This is a genomic window from Alteromonas sp. MB-3u-76 (assembly GCF_002831605.1).
In the GTDB taxonomy this organism is placed as follows: Bacteria; Pseudomonadota; Gammaproteobacteria; order Enterobacterales; family Alteromonadaceae; genus Alteromonas; species Alteromonas hispanica.
In genome coordinates, this window is sequence record NZ_CP025115.1 from 2,725,676 (window position 1) to 2,750,190 (window position 24,515).

19 protein-coding genes are annotated in these 24,515 nt (G+C 43.9%); 13 read left to right on the forward strand and 6 right to left on the reverse strand.

Features of this window, described 5'->3' with window-relative positions; genetic code table 11:
• Window positions 1-71 precede the first annotated feature (71 nt).
• The 4 genes from CW735_RS12115 to CW735_RS12130 all read left to right on the forward strand — a co-directional run bounded on the left by CW735_RS12115 (window position 72) and on the right by CW735_RS12130 (window position 6,502).
• On the forward strand, window positions 72-437 hold the full coding sequence (locus CW735_RS12115) for a DUF861 domain-containing protein (RefSeq protein ID WP_100972361.1): 366 nt from the start codon (window positions 72-74) through the stop codon (window positions 435-437).
• A gap of 527 nt (window positions 438-964) precedes the next feature.
• A complete protein-coding gene (locus tag CW735_RS12120) occupies window positions 965-2,485 on the forward strand; it encodes a uracil-xanthine permease family protein (protein ID WP_100972363.1) in 1,521 nt (506 codons plus the stop codon).
• 272 nt (window positions 2,486-2,757) lie between these two features.
• Window positions 2,758-5,193 (forward strand): TonB-dependent siderophore receptor, encoded by a 2,436-nt coding sequence (locus CW735_RS12125; RefSeq protein WP_100972365.1) that lies wholly within the window; start codon window positions 2,758-2,760, stop codon window positions 5,191-5,193.
• A gap of 91 nt (window positions 5,194-5,284) precedes the next feature.
• Window positions 5,285-6,502, forward strand: coding sequence for a purine nucleoside permease (locus tag CW735_RS12130; protein ID WP_232368278.1), 1,218 nt, complete (start codon window positions 5,285-5,287; stop codon window positions 6,500-6,502).
• 24 nt (window positions 6,503-6,526) lie between these two features.
• On the opposite strand, the gene CW735_RS12135 is transcribed toward CW735_RS12130, so the two are convergent.
• Both CW735_RS12135 and CW735_RS12140 read right to left on the reverse strand, forming a co-directional pair.
• Window positions 6,527-8,578 (reverse strand): response regulator, encoded by a 2,052-nt coding sequence (locus CW735_RS12135; protein WP_100972367.1) that lies wholly within the window; start codon window positions 8,576-8,578, stop codon window positions 6,527-6,529.
• A gap of 266 nt (window positions 8,579-8,844) precedes the next feature.
• The gene (locus tag CW735_RS12140) at window positions 8,845-9,774 is read right to left on the reverse strand and encodes a GGDEF domain-containing response regulator (RefSeq protein ID WP_100972369.1); all 930 of its coding nucleotides are present in this window, start codon (window positions 9,772-9,774) and stop codon (window positions 8,845-8,847) included.
• A gap of 387 nt (window positions 9,775-10,161) precedes the next feature.
• Between CW735_RS12140 and CW735_RS12145 the strand changes: the two genes are divergently transcribed.
• Complete coding sequence (locus CW735_RS12145; protein ID WP_100972371.1) at window positions 10,162-10,527, forward strand: Hpt domain-containing protein; 366 nt, start codon at window positions 10,162-10,164, stop codon at window positions 10,525-10,527.
• Window positions 10,528-10,637: 110 nt separating this feature from the next.
• Here CW735_RS12145 and CW735_RS12150 read toward each other — a convergent pair whose 3' ends face one another.
• On the reverse strand, window positions 10,638-11,639 hold the full coding sequence (locus CW735_RS12150) for an adenosine deaminase (protein ID WP_100972373.1): 1,002 nt from the start codon (window positions 11,637-11,639) through the stop codon (window positions 10,638-10,640).
• A 624-nt stretch (window positions 11,640-12,263) separates the two neighbouring features.
• On the opposite strand from CW735_RS12150, the gene CW735_RS12155 reads away from it, so the two are divergent.
• Window positions 12,264-13,595 (forward strand): NCS2 family permease, encoded by a 1,332-nt coding sequence (locus CW735_RS12155; protein ID WP_100972375.1) that lies wholly within the window; start codon window positions 12,264-12,266, stop codon window positions 13,593-13,595.
• 85 nt (window positions 13,596-13,680) lie between these two features.
• On the opposite strand, the gene CW735_RS12160 is transcribed toward CW735_RS12155, so the two are convergent.
• The 3 genes from CW735_RS12160 to CW735_RS12170 form a co-directional block, all read right to left on the reverse strand.
• Window positions 13,681-13,935 carry a DUF3862 domain-containing protein gene (locus CW735_RS12160; RefSeq protein ID WP_071979243.1) on the reverse strand — a complete coding sequence of 85 codons (255 nt, stop codon included), beginning with the start codon at window positions 13,933-13,935 and terminating at the stop codon, window positions 13,681-13,683.
• A gap of 126 nt (window positions 13,936-14,061) precedes the next feature.
• Window positions 14,062-15,000: an allantoinase PuuE gene (puuE, locus tag CW735_RS12165; protein ID WP_100972377.1), complete on the reverse strand. Its 939-nt coding sequence runs from the start codon at window positions 14,998-15,000 to the stop codon at window positions 14,062-14,064.
• Window positions 15,001-15,003: 3 nt separating this feature from the next.
• Window positions 15,004-15,648, reverse strand: coding sequence for a TetR family transcriptional regulator C-terminal domain-containing protein (locus CW735_RS12170; RefSeq protein ID WP_071979245.1), 645 nt, complete (start codon window positions 15,646-15,648; stop codon window positions 15,004-15,006).
• A 427-nt stretch (window positions 15,649-16,075) separates the two neighbouring features.
• On the opposite strand from CW735_RS12170, the gene xdhA reads away from it, so the two are divergent.
• The 7 genes from xdhA to CW735_RS12205 all read left to right on the forward strand — a co-directional run bounded on the left by xdhA (window position 16,076) and on the right by CW735_RS12205 (window position 24,400).
• A complete protein-coding gene (gene xdhA, locus CW735_RS12175; RefSeq protein ID WP_071979246.1) occupies window positions 16,076-17,515 on the forward strand; it encodes a xanthine dehydrogenase small subunit in 1,440 nt (479 codons plus the stop codon).
• Window positions 17,508-19,910, forward strand: coding sequence for a xanthine dehydrogenase molybdopterin binding subunit (gene xdhB, locus CW735_RS12180; protein WP_100972379.1), 2,403 nt, complete (start codon window positions 17,508-17,510; stop codon window positions 19,908-19,910). The genes xdhA and xdhB overlap by 8 nt, the downstream gene beginning before the upstream one ends.
• Window positions 19,907-20,776 (forward strand): xanthine dehydrogenase accessory protein XdhC, encoded by an 870-nt coding sequence (gene xdhC / locus CW735_RS12185; RefSeq protein ID WP_071979247.1) that lies wholly within the window; start codon window positions 19,907-19,909, stop codon window positions 20,774-20,776. The genes xdhB and xdhC overlap by 4 nt, the downstream gene beginning before the upstream one ends.
• 3 nt (window positions 20,777-20,779) lie before the next feature.
• Window positions 20,780-21,283, forward strand: a complete 504-nt coding sequence (uraD, locus tag CW735_RS12190) for a 2-oxo-4-hydroxy-4-carboxy-5-ureidoimidazoline decarboxylase (protein ID WP_071979248.1) — start codon at window positions 20,780-20,782, stop codon at window positions 21,281-21,283.
• A gap of 123 nt (window positions 21,284-21,406) precedes the next feature.
• The gene (gene uraH / locus CW735_RS12195) at window positions 21,407-21,739 is read left to right on the forward strand and encodes a hydroxyisourate hydrolase (protein ID WP_071979249.1); all 333 of its coding nucleotides are present in this window, start codon (window positions 21,407-21,409) and stop codon (window positions 21,737-21,739) included.
• 5 nt (window positions 21,740-21,744) lie between these two features.
• Window positions 21,745-23,082 carry a guanine deaminase gene (gene guaD, locus CW735_RS12200; RefSeq protein WP_100972381.1) on the forward strand — a complete coding sequence of 446 codons (1,338 nt, stop codon included), beginning with the start codon at window positions 21,745-21,747 and terminating at the stop codon, window positions 23,080-23,082.
• The gene (locus CW735_RS12205; protein ID WP_100972383.1) at window positions 23,069-24,400 is read left to right on the forward strand and encodes a urate hydroxylase PuuD; all 1,332 of its coding nucleotides are present in this window, start codon (window positions 23,069-23,071) and stop codon (window positions 24,398-24,400) included. The genes guaD and CW735_RS12205 overlap by 14 nt, the downstream gene beginning before the upstream one ends.
• The last annotated feature ends 115 nt before the right edge of the window (window positions 24,401-24,515 follow it).

The following is a 24,515-nucleotide window of genomic DNA, read 5'->3' on the forward strand; positions in this document are numbered from 1 at the left end:
GCTGGCACTTACTTAAGCAAAAACATATTGATTAACGATAAATCTACTGATTACACTCAAACGGAATATTTATGAAAATCAAACGGATATATAACGACAATGAAGGTAAAAGCCATTTTGGTGAGGTTACCATTAACCTTAAGGACGGTGGCCCTATTGGTCTTCTCTCGGAAAAATTTTCAGCTGATAAAATAATATTCAGGGAAACGCCCGCCGACTATGACTTCAAGTGGCATCCGGCACCTGCTCGTCAGCTATTATTCATTTTGAAAGGTCGGGCTGAATTTACTGTTTCTAACGGCGATAGTATTGAGCTTGGTGCAGGCGACGTTTTATTGCTTGAAGATACCGAGGGTCAAGGACATTGCTCGAAAGCGCTTTATAACGAAGTGCGGCATTCTATTTTTGTCACCTTAGATGATGATACGCATTTTTAAAAAAGGCTCTTACAACTCACGCTTTTAAAGTCAGAGCTATTTAAATAAAAGCTTTTAACATAATCACTTTTAACACAATCACTTTTAACATAACAGAGCTCAAATCTTCTTAAAATGGCCTTCGGGTCATTTTTTATGTCTTAAATACGACAGTGCACCATTAACATCGCAAACGCACAGCTATTGTGCATAGAAAAAGGGTTGATAGAGCACAGCTTACCTTTCCCTCCTATATAAGCGCCTCGACGAACACCTTTTACAAACACATCATGCCTAGCACATACAAAGATTAAAACCGTTAAAAAGTCACACAGAGTCAATTTCCGACCTTCTAATACCTTATTTATGGCCTATTAGTACACTATTTGTACCTTATTTGGCCTTCTACGACCTTTTTAAAAAGTACTAATGACCACTTGGTCAGCTTATTGCTTTATTTCTATAAGGCTGCTCTTTTGTATGGCTTATTCATGCATTAGAACTTATCGACAGCCCCAGAATTACATGCAACACGGAATGCAAAAGAAATGGAAAAACACGTGCAAAGTGAGCCTACTCGCAGTTCTCTTAGTCATTCTCAAAGCAGTGACCTACTGTACAATTTAAACGATAAACCCTCTGCGTTCAGGTCACTCACTGCCGCATTTCAACATATGCTAGCTAGCTTTGTTGGTGTGATCACGCCAACATTAATCATTGCCTCCACGTTAGGTTTAACTAACTATACGCCGTATTTAATTAGTATGGCTTTGTTTGTAAGCGGAATTGGTACTGCCATTCAAACCAAACGCATAGGCCCTGTTGGTAGTGGACTGGTTGCTATTCAAGGAACCAGTTTCGCCTTTATCAGTGCGCTTTTACTGGCTGGAAATCATGTCAAGAATTCAGGAGGCACTGAGGAGGATATCTTAGCGCTCCTGTTTGGCCTCACCATGGCGGGAGCTTTAGTAGAAGTTATTTTCAGTTTATTTATCTCAAGGCTAAAACGGATAATTACCCCGCTCACTACCGGAATAGTGATCACAGCTATTGGCTTATCCTTAATCAACGTAGGCATGACCGATTTAGCCGGCGGTTTTAACGCAGAAGGGTTTGCTGATGTGTCAAATCTTGGCGTTGGGCTGGTTGTTTTGTTAATTATTGTTTTTTTGAACGCATCCTCTAATCACTGGTTGCGCTTGTCAGCCATTTTTATTGGCATGGCTGCTGGTACCTTTTTTGTGGCGATGACAAAAGGAATAAGTTTTCAACATTTATCTACCTTACCTACCCTCTCGATTCCACAGCCCTTTGCGTTTGGCATAGATTTCGACATTTCATTATTTTTGCCCATAGCGCTCATCTATCTTTTTAGCGCTATCGAAACAGCAGGCGATCTCACTGCAAACAGTCTTTTTTGCAAGCAGCCCATAAGCGGGCCGCTGTATTTATCTCGCATTAAGGGTGGAATTCTCGGCGACGGTATAAACTCCATCATAGCCGGTGCATTTAATACTTTTCCAAATACAACGTTTGGGCAGAATAATGGCGTTATTCAGCTTACCGGAATTGCCAGCAGAAAAGTGGGGTTTTACGTTGCAGGAATGTTTGTGACGGTTGGCTTCTTCCCCATTGTGGGCGGCGTGCTTCAAGCTATACCCAAACCAGTGCTTGGCGGTGCCACGCTGGTTATGTTTGCTATGGTTGCTGTTGGGGGGCTTAAGTTACTGGCTAATCATGCCCTTGATAGAAGAAGTAGCTTGGTTACCGCCTGCTCACTTGGCATTGCCATAGGCGTAATGATGGTGCCTGAAGCTTTGGCTCAACTGCCTAATTGGCTTGAAAATATTTTGCTGTCTCCTGTCACCTCGGCGGGGATGACTGCGGTTCTACTCGACCTTACACTACCGAGAATGACAGATACCTCACCCCATCAAGCTTTGTCTCAGACGACATCTGACTCTTCGGATTGCGAAGACCCTTCTGAGCCCTGTATATCAGCCGCGAAACCACGCTTGCCCTCGCAACCACCCTTATTTGCGAAGGCAGTAACAAAGCCTGTGAACTAGCTCACACAAGTTGTATTTATTGGTGCAACGCTTGCCGATAAATCACAGGAATGGTGCAAGTCATTTAGCAGTACAATTTATTAACATCAAGGTAACAAAGCTGTCAATTAAAAATCAATTTAAAATCAATAATTTCAAACACTTATGAAAAATAAAAAATAGACCAACTGGACAACAAATTGGCATTTTTTCTGCTCTATAAAACAAGTTAGTAAGAACTGCGTGAAAATGCTCATCAATAGAGCAATAAAAATATAAAATACGAGGAAGCCATGAAACACACTACGTTCGCTTTATCCCCCCTTGCTCGGGCGCTTGCCATTGGCATAGGTATCGGCACTATGGCATCAATATCTGCCAGTGCATTTGCACAGGAAGAAACACCAAAAGAGGCAGATGTAGAAAAAATTGAAGTAACGGGCTCTCTTGGCAGCTTGCCAGGACAGGATGTAGAGTCAGTTTTCGGGTTTGGGAAATCAATTTTAGAGACGCCCCGCTCGGCATCAACTATTTCACAAGAGCAAATGGAACGTTTTAACGTCACGGATATTGACGAATTAGTGGCTTTCGCGCCAGGTACATTTACACAGTCGTTTTTCGGTGTTGCCGGCTCACTTGATGTGCGAGGTACGCCGGGTGAAAACTACTTTAGAGGTGTAAAAAGACTTGATAACCCGGGCAACTACCCCACACCAATTGGCGCGTCTAGCCGTATAGATATTGTTCGCGGTCCAGCGTCGCCTATTTACGGCCCGTCTAAAATTGGTGGCTACCTCAACTTTAATCCAAAGTCTGCACGTGCATCATCTGGTCAATACTTAGAGTCTCCAACAGGTGCACTTTCCTACACCACAGGGTCGTGGAGTAAAAGCATCCTTACTGCTGAAGTTGGTGGCCCTGCCAGCGTGGGTGGAAAAGAGATGGGATACTACCTCTATGGTGAGGTGGAGAACTCTGACAGCTACTACGACAATACACAAACCGACCAATCTATTCTACAAGCCTCGTTTAACATTGACGTTACCGACAACCTTCGTTTTGAATTTGGCGGTATGTACCATGATTTCGACGGTAACCAAGTTGCCGGTTGGAACCGTTTGACGCAGGACTTAGTTGACGACGGCACTTATATTACGGGGACTGCATTACCGTTAGACACCGACGGTGATGGGCAGATTAGCCATGAAGAATATGGCGCCGTGAATATTGCAGGCAATAGCTTCTTTTACGTTCCTGCCGCTGCGTTTACCGACGATGAAGCCACTGAGTTAATGCAGCTTCAAAATGTAGGTACCACAAAACTCAATGGCAATCAGGTGCTTGTTGCCCCTGACGACCAACTAGGTAATGAGGCTATAACCCTTTATTTCGATACTATTTTTTATGCTGACGATTGGGAAATTCGTAACCAATTATTTTACGATTATTACGACAACATCAACGAGAATGCATACGGATTTTCTCAATTCCATGAAAGTTGGGTGGTAGAAGACAAACTTATCTTCGCTACAGAGTATGAGAAAGACAGCCTATTGGCACAATTCCAATTCTCGCCTTCCATTCGTTATACAGACTTTGAACATGGCGATGACTTTACGTTTGAATACTTTAACCGTCGCGATCTCACAATGCCTTCCTCTGCGTTAGATCGCCGCCTGCTGTCTACCCGCTCGGGTAAAAATTACGATAACTACGATGTGGGTAATTATCTTGATTTAGGCATAGCAGCAATGACCGATCTCACTTGGGATTGGGGCTTAAATCTTGTGCTTGGCGTGCGTTACGACACTATTGACATTGAAAGTACCTCGCGCAGCGACTTATTACTTTTCGCTACAGGTGATGAAACGCCTGTATATGCTGAGGAGACTGTTGATGGTTGGTCTTGGAATGCCAGTATTTCTTACGAATTTGAATTTGGTCTTATCCCCTACTTCACCGCTGCAGAACAAGCTACGCTAGTTGCTGGGCAGGGCGCTGAAATAGGTGTAGGTCAGCTAAACCAACCAGGTTCAAGCGGTGCTTTTGATACATCAGAACTGATTGAATACGGGGTGAAGGGATCGCTATTAGACGACACCTTATATTTCGCGCTATCGGCGTTTGAACAAGAGCGTACCGACTTTAATACTCAAAACGTGGTAACAAACAACACCACCAATAACGAAGGTATTGAATTTGAACTTCGCTGGGTAGTAAACGATAACTTAGTAGTATCTGCAGGCTACACAAACATTGAAGTTATTAACCTTACCGCACTGGAAAATGGTAACCAGTTTGGATTTTTAGGCGCTGAAGATTTAGTTAATCTTACCGATCCGTCATTGGTTTTTGGTGGTAACGTCATTGGCCTTAACTTGATTGGTGAAGGATTTGCCAACTCCGACGGTCGCAAAGCGGGTATTCCTGAAAATATTTATACCCTTACTGCTACCTACGACTTCCAAAACGGGTATGCTGCTAACGTGAGCGTGGTAGATGTAGAAGAAGTGGCTTCTGGCTTTTCTGCGGCGGTAACACTGCCAGCGTACACATTAGTTAATGCCGGTTTGTCTTATCAGGCAGAAGACTGGTCGTTCAACGTAACGGTTAAAAACTTAACCGACGAGCGTTATTTCCGTGCTAACTTCCCAGACTTGTTTGGTAGTCAAATTGTATTACCAGAGTTACCTCGTCACTGGAACGCCACCTTTGCGTACAAGTTCTAGGCTAGTGATAGGCTAGTGTTACGCTAGCTTTAGGCTAAGATCAAAGGTAAATCTGGTTCGCTAGATTTACCTTTTTTGTTTGGAGTCATTTATGTATTTCCGTATATTTTGCAAACCGTTAACGTCACTAACCAAAATACTTTTACTAAGCTTGAGTTTTTCTTCTTTTGCTGTTTACTCTTCAAGTAATGCCCATCTAACTAGTGCTTCGTTACAACCATCTTCTGCACAAACGCAGCTTTCTTCACCAACCGAGACCTCTTCACTTACAAAGACGCATCTTTCCAAGAAAGCAAATCAACTCACCAAAATGAAGGTAAAAGTAGTGGTGGTGAGTATGTTCGAAATTGGTGACGATACCGAAGATACACCAGGAGAGTTTCAACTTTGGCGTGAACGACAGTCACTGGACACTCGATACCCATTGCCCCACGGACACCACGATATTTTTGCTAATGAAGAAAAAGGCATAATAGGTATTGTTACGGGCATGGGAATAGCAAAAGCATCGGCAGCCATTATGGCGCTGGGTTTAGACAACCGCTTCGATCTGTCGCAGGCCTATTGGATTGTAGCAGGCATTGCAGGCATAGATCCTTACGACAGCACCATTGGCAGCGCGGTGTGGACAGATTATGTAGTAGATGGCGATTTAGCCCATCAAATTGACGCGCGAGAAATACCCGAGGATTGGGATACGGGGTATTTTCCGCTATTTACTCATAGCCCTTATGCCAATGCAGACAAGGTAAACACTCAAAAAAGCCCAAATGGCGAGGTGTTTGTACTTAATCAACAACTAGCAAAATGGGCATATGATTTAACCAAAGACACACAACTGCCTAATACTCCTGCTATGGACACCCTTCGCTCAAAGTATCAAGGCTATGAACATGCGTTAAAAAAGCCTTCAGTTAGTTATGGCTCACACCTTTCTGCATCTACCTTTTGGCACGGCGAAAAACTTAACGAGTGGGCAAACAACTGGGTATCGTATTGGACCGGCTCTAAAGGCAACTTCATGACGTCGGGTATGGAAGACTCTGCAACACTGCAGAGCATGAGTTACCTACACAATGCGGGTTTAGTAGATAAAAACAGAATGGTGATATTGCGCACGGCAAGCAACTTCACTATGCAGCCTCCAGGCCTTTCTGCGGCGCAAAATTTAGAAAATGAGAGCTCTGGTGAGGGCTATGCTGCTATGAGAAGCGCTATTGAAAGCGCCTACCTTGTTGGCGTTCAGTTCACTAATTACATTATTGAGCATTGGGATACTGTAAAAGACACACCACCGTCACTTGAGTAGTGACGGTAGCCTCCTATTCATTCCTCAAGTAAACGTTAGCTTACTCACTAGCGTTTGCTTAACATGAGAAAGTACATCGTTTTTCACCACAGGTTTTGGTAAAAAGCCCGACATACCAGCCCCCAAACAGGCTTTTTTATCCTCTATTGACGTATTGGCCGTTACCGCGACAATTCGTCCAATTTCAGAAAGCAGTTTTTCTGCAAGAATAACTTTCGTTGCCCCAATACCGTCTAAAACAGGCATTGCACAATCCATAAATATAAGGTCGTAAGATGTTGTGCGCGCCTTATCCACTGCTATTTGGCCGTTTTCAGCGCTATCTACAGTAAACGGTAATCCGTCGAACATAGACTCAAGTACCATTCTATTTATGTCGTTATCGTCGACCACAAGAATGTTTATTTTTTCTTCTAATAGCTCAGGAGTGAAAGACACTACCTCATTTAAACCATCACACTGCTTAACCGACTCTACTGGGATGACAATATCAAAACAGGTTCCTTGGTCGTCGTTTGAGCTAACCGTAAGCTCCCCTTTCATTTTTGATACAAGTTGTTTTGCCGCCGTAAGTGCTAAACCATTGTCGTTGAGCTCTTCAGAGGCTTGAGCTCTTGTACCTGCAAGCGGTTCGAATAATTGAGCAACTGCGTCTTCATCAAGTACTACCTCTTTGCCACTTACTGACGCCATAAGTGTGGCATCATTTTCTCTTTGCTTCAGAGCCACATGTAACACTATCTCTTTGTCTTGCGAATACTTAGTAAGGTACGACACCACATTTTTCATAACCTGTGCTAGCCTGGCAGCGTCGCCCTGAATTACAGTAGTAGAGTCAAAAACATAGTAAGCAGTTAAGCGACTGTTTTGATCTTCACAGCGCATTTTGAGCACGCTCACGATATCTTCGAATAAAAGTTTCAGGTTAAAAGGAGCCATATCGAGGGTAAAGTCACGCTTGATAATGCTAGTGTAATCGACCACATCATTAATCAATGCACTGAGGCGTTTTGCACTGCGCAAGGCAAACTCCGCTTTTTTAATTCGCCTAGCCTCTTCATTCTCTCCTTTAATTGCCTCTAACATGCCTGTTATACCGTTTAACGGCGTTTTCAACTCATGACTTACCCGAGATAATAAGGCCCCTTTTTCGGCAGCAATACCTTCGGCTTCCTGGCGTTTCTCATCAAGAGCAATACGCAGTTTCACGGCTTTGTTTACGTTTTGACAGGTTCCAAATAAACGCAAACACTTCCCGTTTTGCATTTCAGCCATACCGTGGGTTTCTATCCAAACGATATTTCCCTTTGCCGAAACAAGTTGCAAAGTTGAACTCCACGGCTCGCCAGTTTCAATGGTATTAGCAACAATACGGGCAATTTCATCTCTGTCGAATCCCTCTTTGTAGAAGTTTATTGCCGAATCTAATGTTGGCTTAAAGGTACTGTCCACCTCATGAATCTTTCTTGTTTGCGAAGACCAAGTGAGGGTATTGGTGGCAAATTCAACTTCCCACGTGCCAATGTCGGCCACACTTTGTAGCTTTTCATACAGCGTGTTTTGCTTATTTTCGGCTTTCTCTAATTGAAATTTCGATAGCTCAGTATCAAGCCACTCATCGAGTAAACCCAACTTATCAACGTCATCTTTGCGTTCAGGGTTTACGTTAATTGCAACAAGGAAGACGCATTTATCCTCAAGTCGATGGGCTTTTCCACGTAAAAAGGTAGTGGCCCCAAAGTAGGTTTTCGACCATTTTTTAAACACAGAAGAAGCTGAAGCACTTGATTCAGGGAAATGTTGCTCAATGAGGGCGCTGCTATCAATGAAGCTATTTTCAGCCGCACTACTCTCAAGAGAAAAATGCCCAGCGAATGAGGGAATGACGGAAAATGACGGAGCATGGGCTGAAGAAGCCTTAGCAACAACTTCTACCGACTCTTTGTGCAGGCATACGAGCACACATTGAAAAACGCTCATTGTTTTAGCAGCACTTTTAACAATGTTATGAAAGGTGCCTTGCAACCGCTCACCCAACACCGCATTTAAATTAGACTGCTCGTCATAAAAAATCATTTAAGTATCCCTTCTACCTCTTTTAAACACCCATTCCGCTGATGACAATGCCAAAAGTTGCCCCAAAACACCTTCCCGTGTTAGGTGAAAAATAATTGCTAAAACAAAATCTTAAAGGCGTATTGAATTAAAGCGTGTCGAGCTCTGCTTTAATTCAACGATTAATACGACATAGGTTACTTAAAAAAGTAAATGTTTGATATTAAACAATAGGATAGAAGCGAATGTTTTTTATCCGGAATGATTTAAAAAAGCGTCATCACCACTTAGCGCTTAGTAAAACCGCAGGCGCGATTTTTACCGTTATCTTTTGCGTCAAAAAGCGCTATATCAGCCTCTTTAATAACACCTGAGAGCGAGCTGCTAATAATATGCAGTGCATCATTTGCTGTGTAGCCAGCGCTAATGGTTACTCGGCCTTCAGCACCATATTGATGAAGAATATTGGCGTCGTATACCGCTTTTACAATATTTTGAGACACCACTTTAGCGCCATCCCAATCTGAGTAAGGCAACACCACTAAAAACTCTTCGCCACCAAAACGAATTACGGCATCTTTCGGGCGCTTAACTGTATTTTCAATAATTTCGGCCACGCGCTGCAAGCAAATATCACCCTCTAAATGCCCGTAGTTGTCGTTGAATGGTTTGAAAAAGTCGATATCGACTAAAATAGCACCAACACTACCTTTATCTCTGGCAACCTGCTTTAACGTTTGAGGCGTTTCTTTTGCCAGATAAGTACGATTGTAGAGCCCAGTTAACTGGTCGTGATAAATCATACCCTGCAAATACTCAAAGCGCGTCTTATTTTCTAAGTGTGTTTTAATACGATGAGTGAGAGTGGAAGCGTTAATTGGCTTCATTACAAAATCGGATGCGCCCACTTCCCAACACGCATTTTCCACCTGTATATCCATAGTGGCGGTAATAAAAATAATAGGAATATTGGCTGTTTCCGGAGAAACGCGAAGCGCCTGACAAACTTCTAATCCATTTTTATCGGGCATATTCATATCCAGAAGAACCAGATCTGGAACCTCAAGACGGCATTTTCTAATGGCGTCCCTGCCGCTACTTGCAGTGTCACAAATTACATGAGGTTCTAGTACCGACTCGAGCAGAATTCTACTTGCATGCTCATCATCGACAATTAGCACTTTACACTGTGACAGCGACTTGATTTTTTCTAACATATTTTTATAAAGACTTTAATTAAGGAATGGCCTTTTGAAAAGGAGCATGAATGGTGAATAGCATCTGTGTTACTTCATTCTTATAAAAGTTTACGCGTTACTTTGACCATAAAGGCTTTATTACCACCGGAACTTGCTATACATGAATTAACTAACCGATTAATTACACTTCATCACCACGATGAGATTATATAAGACTTTAGTATAGCTTGTAATAGGTCATGCGCATCATTTACCTTAATGGTTGGGTGATTTGTCGAATACCTATCGCGACATGCGACACACTTAAGTATTTGATGGAACACGAACTTAAAAAAAGCTAATACAACACTGTGGCGCGCTTACTGGCGCTAAATGGCGCTATCTTTGCGAGTTGAGGAGTAGTTTATGTCTATAGATAAGAACACACAATTGCACGACATTTGGAATGTTGAAGCCGCCCTAACAAGACTAGGAGGAAATGAAACCCTATTAAATCGAATTGTGGGTATGTATCTTGATCAAATACACCTTAAACAACAACAACTTTCCAACGCTGTTCAAACCATGAACGTGGAAGAAGTTCAACTTCAAAGTCACTCGTTAAAGGGCTTGTCGGGAGATGTGGGCGCTGACGCGGTGAGAGAAAAAGCCTCTGAAATAGAGCTACTCGCTAAAAGCAATCAAATGGATAAAGTGAACAAGGAAATTGTTGAACTCAATGCAGTCATAGAAGCCACTGTTAGTCATATGGAAAAGAGCGTAAAAAAATGAGGGCGCCTTATTCAGCAAATCATCTTAAATACCTAAGCAGGTAGTTACAGGCAGACTAACTGCCTGCACCTATCGTTGAAGCAGCTTTACACAAACCATTTAAGTATGGATTAAAGCATTGCACTAATTCGATTGCAGTACTCCTGTTTTTTTGACTGTGGTAAGAAGCTCGCTTTGAAACTGTTCATTGCCAACGCTTTCACATGCTCTTTGTTCATGTCTAGAGAATGGCTCAATGCGATAAAATTATCATTTAAAAAACCGCCAAAGTAAGTTGGATCGTCAGAGTTAACAGTAACTAAAAGCCCTTCCTCTAAAAGTGACAAGATATTATGTTGTTTCATATCGTCAATAACGCAAAGCTTCAAATTACTGAGTGGACAAACTGTTAGCGGTATTTGCTTTTCTTTTAAGTAAGACATGAGCGCCGGGTCTTCCTGGCATCTCACGCCATGGTCAATTCTATCTACACCCAGCAGATTTATTGCTTCCCAAATGTAAGAGGCCGGCCCCTCTTCACCCGCGTGGGCCACTATTTTAAAGCCCTGCTCTTTCACCTTTTTAAAGACTCGCTGGAACTTTGACGGCGGGTGACCTAATTCAGAACTGTCTAAACCTATCGCATGAATTTTGTCAGCGTAGGGCTGAGCTTGAGCCAGTGTTTCAAAAGCATCAGATTCGGGCAAATGACGCAAAAACGACATAATTAGATAACTAGAAATGCCATATTCTCGCTCTGCGTCTTCAATAGCACGTAAAAAGCCAGGCATGAAAACGTCAAAACCAACGCCTCTCTCAGTGTGCGTTTGTGGGTCGAACATTATTTCAGTATGAACGATATTTTCATTAGAGCAGCGGCTGAGATACGCCCACATCAGCTGATAAAAGTCATCTTCATTAATCAGTACGCCCGCGCCAGCGTAATAGAGATCAAGAAAGCTTTGCAAATTTGAAAAATTATATGCATCTGCTATTTCTTCCACACTGTTATAAGGAAGCGCTATGCTGTGTTTCTCTGAAAGCTGCCACATAAGTTCAGGCGTTAAACTACCTTCAATATGAAGGTGAAGTTCGGCCTTCGGTATATTTTTAATTGTTTCGATTAGCGACATGGCACCTCACTTTTGCACCAAATAAAGGCAAGCCAACCACATTGGTGCATACACTCTTAATTTGGAGATAATTTTCTGCGTCTTTCCGTATTCTTATTTAACCACAAATGCAGTTTTATCAATAATATTGGCGCTATATTTTCCATAGTGCTATTTTTCGTGCCGCTGTTTCACACAATGCTTCTCCGAAAAAAGATGCCTTCCGTAAGACAATGTTAGGCAACTCAGCTTCATGTGATAGCACCACAATAGCGCCATCACAACGCAATCACAGCGCCATAATAGTGCTATAAAGGTATCGTTTGATCGCACCTATAGATCAACGGTAGCGACCAAAACAGGTTCGGTGTGTTACAGACAGCTTGATAATTTAGCGATGCAGCAAGTACATTAAGCAACTGAATAAGAGAAAGCGTAGCATGAAACGCGCCAAAACGTTGACTACTTGGTCAGTTAATTGCTTATGGCTAACGCAGGTACTTTCAGAAATTAGCCTTGCTTTGCGATTACAGATAATGGATAGACAACGTATTAACGAATGTCTGCGCTTGCAACGTTAGCGAAAAAAGAAAGATACCTCCTATTTTAAAACGAATCACTGACTCAACACATAGAGATGACTAGATGTTCAACAACCTCATAGAGCGGCTTTTCAAACTTCAGCAGCACGGCAGCACCGTAAAAACAGAAATCATTGCCGGCCTCACTACCTTTGCTGCTATGTCGTATATTTTAGTAGTCAACCCTGGCATTTTAGGGTTGAGCGGAATGCCTATTGAGGGCCTTATTACCGTAACAGCCATTGCTGCCTGTTTAGGTACTTTGCTAATGGCACTTATGACTAATTACCCTATCGCCCTAGCACCAGGCATGGGTTTGAATGCATTTTTTGCGTTTACCATCTGTTTAGGAAGAGAGGTGCCCTGGGAAGCCGCACTTGGTATCGTGTTTTATAACGGCATTCTGTTTTTAATTTTGTCGTTAACCGGTGTGAGAACCAAAATTGCGGAGTCTATCCCACCCTCACTAAAAATAGGCGTGCAGTGTGGAATAGGCCTATTTATAGCCTTTATTGGCTTAAAAAACGCTGAGCTTATTGTTGATAATCCAGCTACATTTGTTCAATTAGGCGACCTTTCAGAACCCGCGGTTCTGCTAGCACTTTTAGGTATAATTTTTACTATTGTGCTAATGATAAAAAAAGTGACCGGCGGCATTCTCATTTCTATTATCACCCTTACGGTTATTGGTGCGTTTATTCCCACAGACTCGGGCACATTAACGCAAACACCGCAAGCAATTGTGGGTATGCCTGAGCCAATATCTAACACCTTTTTTGCCATGGACCTTTGGTATCCCATAGAACACTTCGCGCAAACCTGGGACCTTATTTTCGCACTTATGTTCGTTAATATGTTTGATACCATTGGCACGCTAATAGGTGTATCTAGAAAAGCAAATTTGCTCGCTGAAGACGGAAGATTACCTAAAATTGGGCCAGCAATGACGGCAGATGCATCTGCAAGTGTTGTAGGGGCTATGGTGGGAACGTCTCCGGTTACAAGCTATGTTGAGTCTGCTACAGGCGTGTCAGCTGGCGGACGTACTGGGCTTACCGCCGTGGTGGTATCGGCCTGCTTCGTATTATCGCTGTTTCTCACCCCACTTATGAAAGTAATACCACTAATGGCGACTACGCCAGCCCTGTTAATGGTAGGTATTTTAATGATGGAGTCTATTCGTCAGCTTGACTTTGACGACCTCGGCGCCTTAGCCACCGCGTCTGTTGCCCTTATCGCCATGCCACTGACGTTTAGCATTAGTGAGGGCATAGCCCTTGGTTTCATTACCTATGTGGGCATTAAAGTCGGTACTGGGAAGTTCCGAGAAGTGACTTGGCTAACCTATATATTAGCTGGCGTGTTTATACTCAGATATATTCTAGATTTGAAGTAAGACTTAGGAAAATCGCGGTGAATGCGAAGGGTGCCCTAGCGCTTTAAGCTCACCGCGACTTGAAAGTAGGTTATCGAAAGATAAGTTAAAGACCGCTGTAGTTAAATGTAATAGCCTTATCGCCCATGAATACAATTTTGACGTATTTAGACTCTTCATTCCCCCAAGTACAGGCCATTGTCCCCATTGTTTTTGAGCAATTGTCCGCACCGCCAAGAACGCTTTCTACTTCATTTTGTGACATGCCCATTTCTAGCTTGTCGTAATTTTCTTTAGAAAGTTTAGAGCATGCTGTAAGTGCTAATGCGCCCACAATTATCGCGATTGTTTTGAGTTTCATGCTGAAATCCTTTTTTGTATTTACAAATTATTACTAGCAAAACGCTATTTAGCATTTAGCCAATTAGCTTAATAGTAGCCTATTTACGCAAAGCCTATACAGTTATTCGTTTACATAAACTGAGCATTAATCAATGTTGTCGGCCCCTTTGTCAGGATGCTCGTTTAGCCAATGTCGGGCAATCTCTTCTCTTGTTGCGAACCACACCTTATCGTGAGATTTTACGTATTCGATAAAACGCTTCAGAGCAGCCAACCTCGCCGGACGACCGATGATTCTGTTGTGCAAACCGATAGATAACATTTTAGGCGAGTCCTCTCCCTCTTCAAGCAACACATCAAAGGCATCTTTTAGATAGGTAAAAAATTGGTCGCCACTGTTAAATCCTTGAGGAGAAGCAAACCGCATGTCGTTGGTATCAAGAGTGTACGGCACCATAAGCAAGGGCTTGTTGTAATGGTTATCAAAATACGGTAAGTCATCGGCATACGAGTCTGCGCAGTAAAGAATATCGTCCCGCTCTGCAATAAGTTTTAGCGTATTGGGACTTGTGCGCCCGGTATACCATCCAACGGGCTTTTTGCCCGTTAACTGCTCATGAAGCACAATAGCGTCATCAATTTCTTTGCGCTCTTGCTGCTCATCCATGTGTTGGTAGTGAACCCAGCGCATACCGTGGCAGGCTATCTCCCACCCAGCACTTTGCATGGCTTCTACCGCTTCAGGATGTCGCTGCATTGCCATGGTAACACCAAAAACGGTTACTGGTATTTGGTGCTGAGTAAACAAGCGGTGCAGACGCCAGAAGCCGGCTCGGCTACCGTACTCATATATCGACTCCATACTAAGATGACGATCTTGATATGCCTGCGCACCGATAATTTCAGAAAGAAAAACTTCAGATGACTCGTCACCGTGCAGTACGCAGTTCTCGCCACCTTCTTCGTAATTGATAACAAACTGAAGTGCGATTTTGGCATTACCAGGCCAGTTGGCGTGAGGCACATTTTGGCCATAACCCAGTAGGTCTCGAGGATAGTTTGCAGCGCTCTTTTTATCTATCATTCCCTACTCCATAAATTGCGATGGCACCGCTAAACCACAGCCGCCCAATACAAGCTTAACAACTTCTTTTGTCGCTTCTTCAAAGTCTGCCTTGGTCATTTTTTTACCGCGCAGGCGAGTGATTTGCGCGGAGAAATCGGCATAGTGCTGGGTGCTTGCCCAAATAGTATAAAGTAGATACTCAGGGTTAAGTGGCTGCAGTTTACCTTCACTTATCCATGCGTTGATCAGCGCAACGCGTCCAGCCATCCAGCGGCCGTGCTCTTCATCAAAATAGCCACTTAAATTTTGCGCACCGTTGATAATTTCCATCGCAAATATTTTAGATGCTAAAGGGTGAATGCGAGACACTTCCATTTTTTCAGCGATATATGTTGCTAGCACATCAGCTGGATCATCAGCCACCGTTGCTTTATCAAAATGAGAGTTCCACAGCGATAGAGTTTCTTCTAATACCGCGACATAAAGCTCTTGCTTCGATTTGAAATAGTAGAGTACGTTAGTTTTCGGAAGGCCCGCCTCGTCGGCTATTTTTTGTACTGCCGTACCTTTGAGTCCAAATTGGGCAAAGCATTTTTCCGCAGCCTGAATTATTTTTCGTCTATTTGCAGCCCCGACACCAATTTCGGAGCCTCTTGCCTTTATCATTTTTTGTTCGTTCCTTTACATCATAATATGCATAAACTTTTAAATGCATTCGTGTAAGACGCTCTCTTATATTCGCTTACAACACTGTTACAACGCAGCTATCACACGGTTAACCTGCAAAATGTGCCACTACTCTAGTGCCAATCCAGTGTGACGCGCAAATTCTTTTTTAGGCCATTTACGTTAGCATGAATTTTTCTGCGCTCGGAAAATATATGCTTTTTCCTAAAGCCTTTGCCATTGCTGTCAAATTTGCATGAATGTTGCTTATCTTAGATAAGTAACTGAGTTTAAGAACGCAAAAAAACAGCCATGTAACCTACTGGCTTTTTTTATAAGCAAAAAATTGACCACATGGTCTACTTTTATATTCAAAATCCAGCTATATTAGCGGATATCAAAATGAAAAAAACGAAAGGGTGTGTATATGATTCGCTTCCTCATTAATCAAGAGCACGTTGAAATAGATAATGCGAGGGCCGATCTCACTCTTCTTCAATACATACGTGAATACAAAAAGCAGACAGGAACAAAAGAGGGCTGCGCTGCCGGCGACTGCGGTGCGTGTACCGTTGTAATTGCTGAGCCTAACGCTGATTACACGTCGCTGCATTACAGAACGGTTAATAGCTGCATCACTGTAATGAGCGCCGTTCACGGCAAGCAATTAATTTTGGTTGAACATTTAAGTTCAGGTAAAAAGCTTCACCCTGTTCAGCAAGCGCTTGTAGACAACCACGGCTCTCAATGTGGTTTTTGCACTCCGGGCTTCATTATGTCGATGTTTGCGCTTTATCACACCAACAGCGCGCCAAATAGAGATGATGTGCTTTATGCATTATCTGGGAATTTGTGTCGTTGCACAGGCTATCGCCCCATTATCGACGCCACTCTGGCCGCCTGTGAACAGCCTGCTGACGATCACTTTACACAAAATGCGTCACGCACCTTAGAGTTATTGAAAGACTTAAATGATGATAGTGAGATAGGCACCACCAGTCTCTTAATGCCGCAAAACCGAGTTGAGCTTGCTCAAGCCATTCGGGAAAACCCAGAAGCTAAGCTTGTGGCGGGCAGTACAGATTTAAGCCTAAGTTTTACTCAACAGCTAAAAAATATCGATAAGCTTATAAGCTTGTCTCATATTAACGAGCTAAAAGGCTGCACCGAAACACAGCATTCTCTCGTTATTGGTGCAGCTAACCCGTTTATGGATATCACACCTAAGCTGTTAGCCCACTTTCCACAGCTGGCAGAATTGATTACCCGTTTTGCGTCACTTCCCATAAGAAATCAAGCAACTATGGGGGGCAACGTTGCCAACGCCTCGCCCATTGGCGATATGCCGCCTGCTTTAATAGCCCTTAATGCAGTAGTTATTGCAGATAATGGCGCAGACAAACGTCGAATCCCTATCACAGAGTTTTTTGTTGGCTACAGACAGACCGCACTTAATACCGGCGAGTGGATAAGCCATATCGAAATTCCGTTTCTGTCAGATAATCAACGCCTTGCCGCTTACAAAATATCTAAGCGCGCGGAGGACGATATTTCTGCAGTGTGTGCTGTATTTAATGTCACCATTAGCGATGGAATTATTGAAAAAATAAGTGCTGGTTTCGGTGGCGTGGCGGCTACACCACAAGGCTGTCAGGCATTAAATGACGGGCTTGTTGGAGAACCTTTTGCAAGCAAGGGCTGTTTAGAAACTGGCAAGAAAATACTGTCGACAGCCTTTTCCCCTATTGACGATGTGCGAGCAACAGCAGCCTATAGAAATACGGTTCTAGCCAATTTATGGCATCGCTTTTGGCTTGAACATCAAACAGACAATACCATCGCGACACGAGTGGTGAATCATGCGTAAACTCATAACCCCATCTTCACAAGACAAATCTACCGGGCGCGTTCACACTTCTGAAAAACATGAAAGCGCGATTCGCCAAGTGCAAGGCGCTGCGAATTATGTTGACGATATAACTGAGCCTCAAGGCACACTGCATGCAGCAGTAGGTCTTAGCGACTGCGCGCGAGGTCGCATTTTTGCAATTAATCTTGATGCTGTGTGTGCCAGTGAGGGCGTCATTGACGTTGTGACTATTGATGATGTGCCCGGTCACAAAGATATAGGGCCAGTATTCAAAGGCGATCCACTACTTGCTGACGGCGAAATAAAGTTTTTTGGGCAACCCGTATTTGCCGTTCTTGCATCATCAGCGCATTTAGCACGACAGGCCGCACTTAAAGGCCAAATAGAAGTTGAGTGCGAAGACGCTATCCTTACGCCGAAGCAAGCACATGAACAACAAGCTTTCGTAAGACCAATGCATCGCTTTGGACAAGGTGACGCAGATACCCAGCTTGAAAACGCCGAGCACAAGGTAAGCGGTTCACTTAATATTGGTGGGCAAGAACATATGTATCTTGAAGGTCAGGTAAGTTTAGCTGTACCTGATGAAGAAGATCGAATGAATATCTACACCTCTAGCCAACACCCAAGTGAAGTACAAAAGTTGGTGGCCGAGGTATTAAATGTGCGCTTACACCGTGTGTTGGTAGACATGCGACGAATGGGCGGTGGTTTTGGGGGTAAAGAAACGCAAGCAGCCCAATGGGCCTGTATCGCTGCATTACTTGCGCATAGAAACCAACAAGCGGTGAAGTTGCGACTTCCCCGCTTTGTCGACATGCACGTAACGGGAAAACGCCATCCTTTCAGTAATGCCTTTGATGTGGCCTTTAACGCTGAAGGCAAGATCACCGCTACTCGCATGGAAATTAATGGTATTTGTGGGCATTCACCCGATCTTTCTGATGCTATTGTAGACAGAGCCATGTTTCATGCGGACAACGGATACTTTTTAGGTGACAGCGATATTGTTGGTCATCGCTTGCAAACCAACATGGTTTCTCATACCGCGTACAGAGGCTTCGGCGGCCCTCAGGGAATGATTATGGCAGAAGCTATGATTGATAAAATTGCGCGTTATACTGGGTTAGATCCCTTAACGGTTAGAAAGCGTAATCTTTACGGTAAAACCACTGGCACAAAAACACCTTACGGGATGGAGGTAGAGCACAACTTACTTCCAGACATGATTGAAGCCCTTGAGACAAAAGCCCAGTATTGGCAACGCCGAGAATCGATAAAAGCATTTAACCAAACCAGCCCTATTATTAAAAAAGGACTGGCGTTGACTCCCGTAAAGTTTGGCATTTCATTTACCTCAAAGCATCTTAATCAAGCTGGCGCTCTGGTGCATATCTATACCGACGGTAGCATTCAGGTTAACCACGGTGGAACCGAAATGGGGCAAGGCCTACACACGAAAATAGGCCAAATTGCAGCAAACGAGTTTGGGGTAGACTTATCAATGATTGAGGTCACCTCGACGCGTACCGACAAAGTGCCGAACACCTCGCCTACCGCGGCGTCAAGCGGTACAGATATGAACGGCAAAGCGGTACAAAATGCCTGTATTACATTGAAAACTCGTTTAGCTTCCTGCTTTGCCACGAAAATTGGGAAACCTGAGCTGGCAAATCACGTTACCTTCACAGATGGCCTTGTGCGCTTAAACGACGAGAGTATGGCGTTCTCTGAACTTGTTCAAGCAGCCTATTTTGAGCGTATCTCGCTGTCTACCAGCGGCTATTATAAAACCCCGAAACTCGCATATAACCGCGAAACGGGGGAAGGCCGTCCGTTTTTCTACTTCGCTTATGGCGTGTCTATGTCAGAAGTCTCTATTGATACCCTAACTGGTGAATACAAGGTAGATAGCGTTGATATTATTCACGATGTTGGTAACAGCCTTAACCCCGCTATAGATATTGGCCAAATTGAAGGGGCGTTTATTCAGGGAATGGGCTGGCTAACTACCGAAGACCTAAAATGGAATGATAGCGGCAAGCTGATCAGTGAGAATATGGCTACCTATAAGATCCCAGCTATTGGCGACACCCCCGTTAACTTTAATGTTGAGCTGTTTGGAAAGGAAAATGCCGAAGACAGTATTTACCATTCCAAAGCAGTAGGAGAGCCACCGTTTATGCTTGCAATATCTGTGTGGTGCGCGCTAAAAGACGCTATTTCAAGTCTGTCGAATTACACTATTGATCCGCAACTGGACACGCCAGCCACGCCGGAAAGAGTGCTGAATGCAGTTGTTGCTACCACTGACGCCATGCACACAGAAGCAGAAACAAGAACGTCACACTCGAAATACGGTTACGCTTTTTCGGCTCCGGAGGTGTCATGAATACTCCGTCATGGCGCTCAAAAACTTGGCATGAGGGCATTGCACACTGCCAACAAAGCAACCAGGCCTATGTATTAGTTACTGTAGTAAGTGTCGCAGGCTCTGCGCCGAGAGAAAGCGGCAGTAAAATGGTGGTAACCGCTTGTGAAAGTATCGACACTATCGGCGGCGGCCATTTAGAGCATCACGCGATACACACTGCAAGAGAGCTACTTGTTGCTGGAAAGCCGCATACAGAACTTTGTAGCTACCCGTTAAGCAGTAAGTTAGGGCAATGCTGTGGAGGCGCGGTGAAGGTATTATTCGATGTGTGTAATGTGCACCAGCAGCATGTTGCTGTATTTGGTGCAGGTCATGTCGCTAAAGCACTGATCCCGATTATTGCGCAACTGCCGGTGAATATTAGCTGGATAGACGCTCGTGAAGCACTTTTCCCCACTGATGTACCGAACAATGTAAAGGTGATTGTAGAAGAAGAGCCAGATTCTGAGGTGAGCCAATTGCCGCCGGGTAGCTGGCTAGTTATTCTTACTCACGACCACCAGTTAGATTTTCGAATTACCGAACAGGCGCTTAAATTTGCCTCACTGCCCTTTGTTGGCTTAATCGGCTCTGAAACCAAGGCGAAGCGATTTGTCACTAAGCTCACTCATCGTGGGTTTGACGATTCTGCGCTTGCAAGATTACACACGCCAATAGGCAGCCCCACAATACCTGGCAAACAGCCCATTGAGGTGGCGGTTTCTATTAGCGCGCAACTCATTACTATGCTGCACAATAAGACGATTCCAGTAGATAAAAAACCTCCATCTCAAGATGAAAGGTGTGAGCGCCAGGATAACAGAGTAAAGCATGACGACGAGTAAAACATGACACTTGATGAATTAAACTATTTAGATGCTCAAATGGCTGCCCAGTGGTTTGAGCAGTGCTGCGCCTCTCAGGCTTGGATAGAGGGAATGGTAGTCGCACGCCCTTACACCAGCCTAGAAGCGTTGGAACAAGAAGCCGAAAACGTTTGGGAAACCTGCACAAACGAAGACATTTTAGAGGCCTTCAAAGCCCACCCTATGATTGGCAATGTAGATTCTTTACGAGAAAAATTTGCCAATACTAAGGCGATAGCAGCGGGTGAGCAATCGGGTACGTCAAAAGCTTCTGAGGAAACTCTCAAGCAATTGCACGAAATGAATATGGCATATCTTTTAAAGCATAAGTTTATTTTTATCATTTGTGCAACAGGGTTATCAGCAGAAACCATGCTGTCAGCACTTCAATCTCGCATCGTTAATAACACTGATGAAGAGATAAAAATTGCTGCGGGTGAGCAGCTAAAAATCACGCTGTTAAGGTTGCGCAAAGCGCTTTCGTAATTAGGTGCTTATATCACTGTTTTATAAATGCAAGCGTAACGCTTTTTTATCAACTTGAATCACAGATTATCGAAAGTTGTGGCGTTAAATTTTTGTTTTAGCCGCAATATTAAGGACACGAATATGAACACATTATCAAGTCATGTACTCGATACCACAAACGGAAGGCCTGCAAAAGGCATAGCGCTTACGCTTACTTATCCAGACGGAAGCACTGCTGAAGGAATAACTAACGACGATGGCAGATTTAACGGCTGGGCAGAAAACTCAGCAAAGGGGTTTGAAGCCGGTACTTACACCCTGCGTTTTCACTGCCAAGAATACCTTTTAAATAACCATAGCAAAAGCTTTTATCCTCATATTGATATTGCGTTTGAGCTTGAGGAAAACGGCGGCCACTACCACGTACCGCTGCTTATATCGCCCTTTGGCTTCAGCAGCTACAGAGGCAGCTAACGTTTATGCCATTAAAAAATAAGCACGCAGAAGCAACACAGCTATTGCGTGCAAGCATTGCACACTTCCCTACTACAACATTGAATTTCGATGAGAAGGTTGAGATTTTCACTGACGGTGCATTAATAGTTAAGGGCAACACCATTCAAGACGTGGGTGACTATTCGTCAATGCACACGCGCTATCCCGATGCTGTAATAAAAGATTATTCGGGCAAATGGATATTACCGGGTTTAATAGACAGTCATCTACACTACCCTCAAACTCAAAGTATCGCTAATTACGGTGACCAACTGCTTAGCTGGCTAGAGAACTATACGTTTCCTGCAGAGATGGCGTTTGAGGATGAAGCGCATGCCGCTCATATAGCCAAAGTATTTTTAAACCAGCTTCTTAAAAATGGAACCACTACCGGTTTTGTATTTACCACTGTGCATGCGTCGAGTAGCCATGCCTTGTTCCGCGCCGCAAGTGACATCAATATGGCTATTGTTGCAGGCAAAGTGTGTATGGACAGACACTGCCCATCAAACTTACAAGATACGCCAGCATTGGCCCAGCGAGAAAGCGCTGATTTAATTGATGAGTGGCACAACAAAGGGCGCAACAAATATGCACTTACTCCACGCTTCGCACCAACGAGCAGTGATGCACAGCTTGCCGCTATTGGCGAATTAGCGAGTCAATATACTGATGTGTTTATTCAGACTCATTTGTCGGAAAACCATGATGAAATTGCGTGGGTTAAATCTCTATTTCCGAGCGCTAATGGCTATCTGGATGTTTATGATAAGTACAACCTCGTTCGCGAGCGCGCTGTATTTGGGCACGGAATTCACCTTAACCAAGAAGAATGGGAGCGATTAGGCGAAGCGAGGGCCACCATTGCTTTCTGCCCTACATCAAATTTATTTTTAGGCAGTGGTTTGTTTAATATGGAACAGGCTAGAGCGAGTAATGTTCACGTCGCTCTTGCCACCGATGTAGGCGCTGGAACAACATTCAATATGTTTAAAACCTATGGTGATGCTTACAAAGTCAGTCAACTGCGCAACGCTCCTATTAGCCCTCTCGAAGGCTTTTATCTAATGACTCAAGGCGCGGCAGCGGCCCACAAGTTAGATGACGAAATTGGTAACCTCAACCCGGGCACCGCTGCCGATTTCATCGTTGTTGAACCCAGGTTTGATGAGCTTACTGCGCTGCGTATCGATAAGGATGCTCTGTTTAAAGACGTCTTTTTTGCGCTCAGTATTTTAGGCGATGATCGTATGATTGAAGAAACATGGATTAGCGGCCAATGCTGTTATTCCAAAAAGGAGAATTTAGATGCCATGGCTTGACTGGTTCAGTTTGTTTGTTAGATGGTTTCACGTTATTGCGGGAGTCGCCTGGATTGGTGCTTCGTTCTATTTTATCTGGCTAGATAATAACCTTAAAGCCCCCCCGCAGTGGAAGGTTGATAAAGGCATAAAAGGGGATCTTTGGGCCATTCATGGCGGCGGCTTCTACGAGGTGGCTAAATATGCCTATGGGCCTGAACAGATGCCGACAACGCTTCATTGGTTTAAGTGGGAAGCTTATACAACGTGGCTTTCGGGCTTTGCACTACTGATTATCGTTTACTATTTTGGCGCATCTGCCTATCTGATAGACCCAACCGTAAACGCTATTTCTCCTAATATAGCTATCGGGTTAGGTTTAGCCCTCATTTTTGGCGGGTTAGCGCTTTACGAAATTGCTTGTAGAAGCCGACTTGCAAACTATCCAGTCGCTTTTGGCATTTGCTTAATTGCGCTTATTTGTGCAGTCACGTTTTTTGCAACGCAATGGTTTAGTGGGCGCGGTGCATTTATCCATGTTGGTGCATTAATAGGCACCATTATGGCTGGGAATGTCTTTTTAAATATCATGCCCAATCAACGTAAAATGGTGGCGGCGGTGGCAGCTAAACAATCCATAGACCCACAATGGGGCGCTAGTGCCAAGCTTCGTTCATTGCACAACAATTATTTTACGCTACCCCTTCTTTTTATCATGATTTCAAATCATTACCCAATGACGTATCAACACCCTCAAAATTATTTGGTACTGATTGCCATTATGGCTGCTGCGGCGTGGATTCGACACTTCTTCAATTTGCGTCACAAGGGCCAAACACAACCTGGTATTTTAGTTTCTGGGGCAATTGCTATGCTGGCCATATCATTATGGGTGTCTTGGCCGCAAAATTCGGCCGCGCTAGAAAGCCCGACACTCTCCCAAGTCCTTCCTCACTCTGACTCTAACTCTGGCTCTCACTCTGATAATTTAGATGCAAATGCTGCCGATGCAAGCAACGGTGAAAAAGGCGTAGGTCTGAATGTGGGTGAGGCTGTAGCCGTAGGTACAAAAACGCTTATCAGCAATACTCAAGTCGAGGGGTTAATAGAAAAACATTGTGTGAGCTGCCACTCCCGAAACCCAACGGATGATATCTTCAAAGTTGCGCCAATGGGTGTGGTTCTTGACTCGTGGCGAGACATTGAGCGCTACGCACCTCAAATTGTAAGACGTACCTCGGTAACAAAAGATATGCCCTTTATGAATAAAACCGGTATGACCGAGCAAGAACGGACCGCTTTAGCGCTGTGGTATAAGCAATGGCAATTGAAACAGTAGGCTGCACGGAATTGCAGTAGGAAGCTTTCCGCTACTAAAAAGCTAGTGTATAAAAATGCTCGCGCGTCTAGGCGCGCGAGCATTAGAGAAGATGAGTTATTGTGAATTAGTTTCG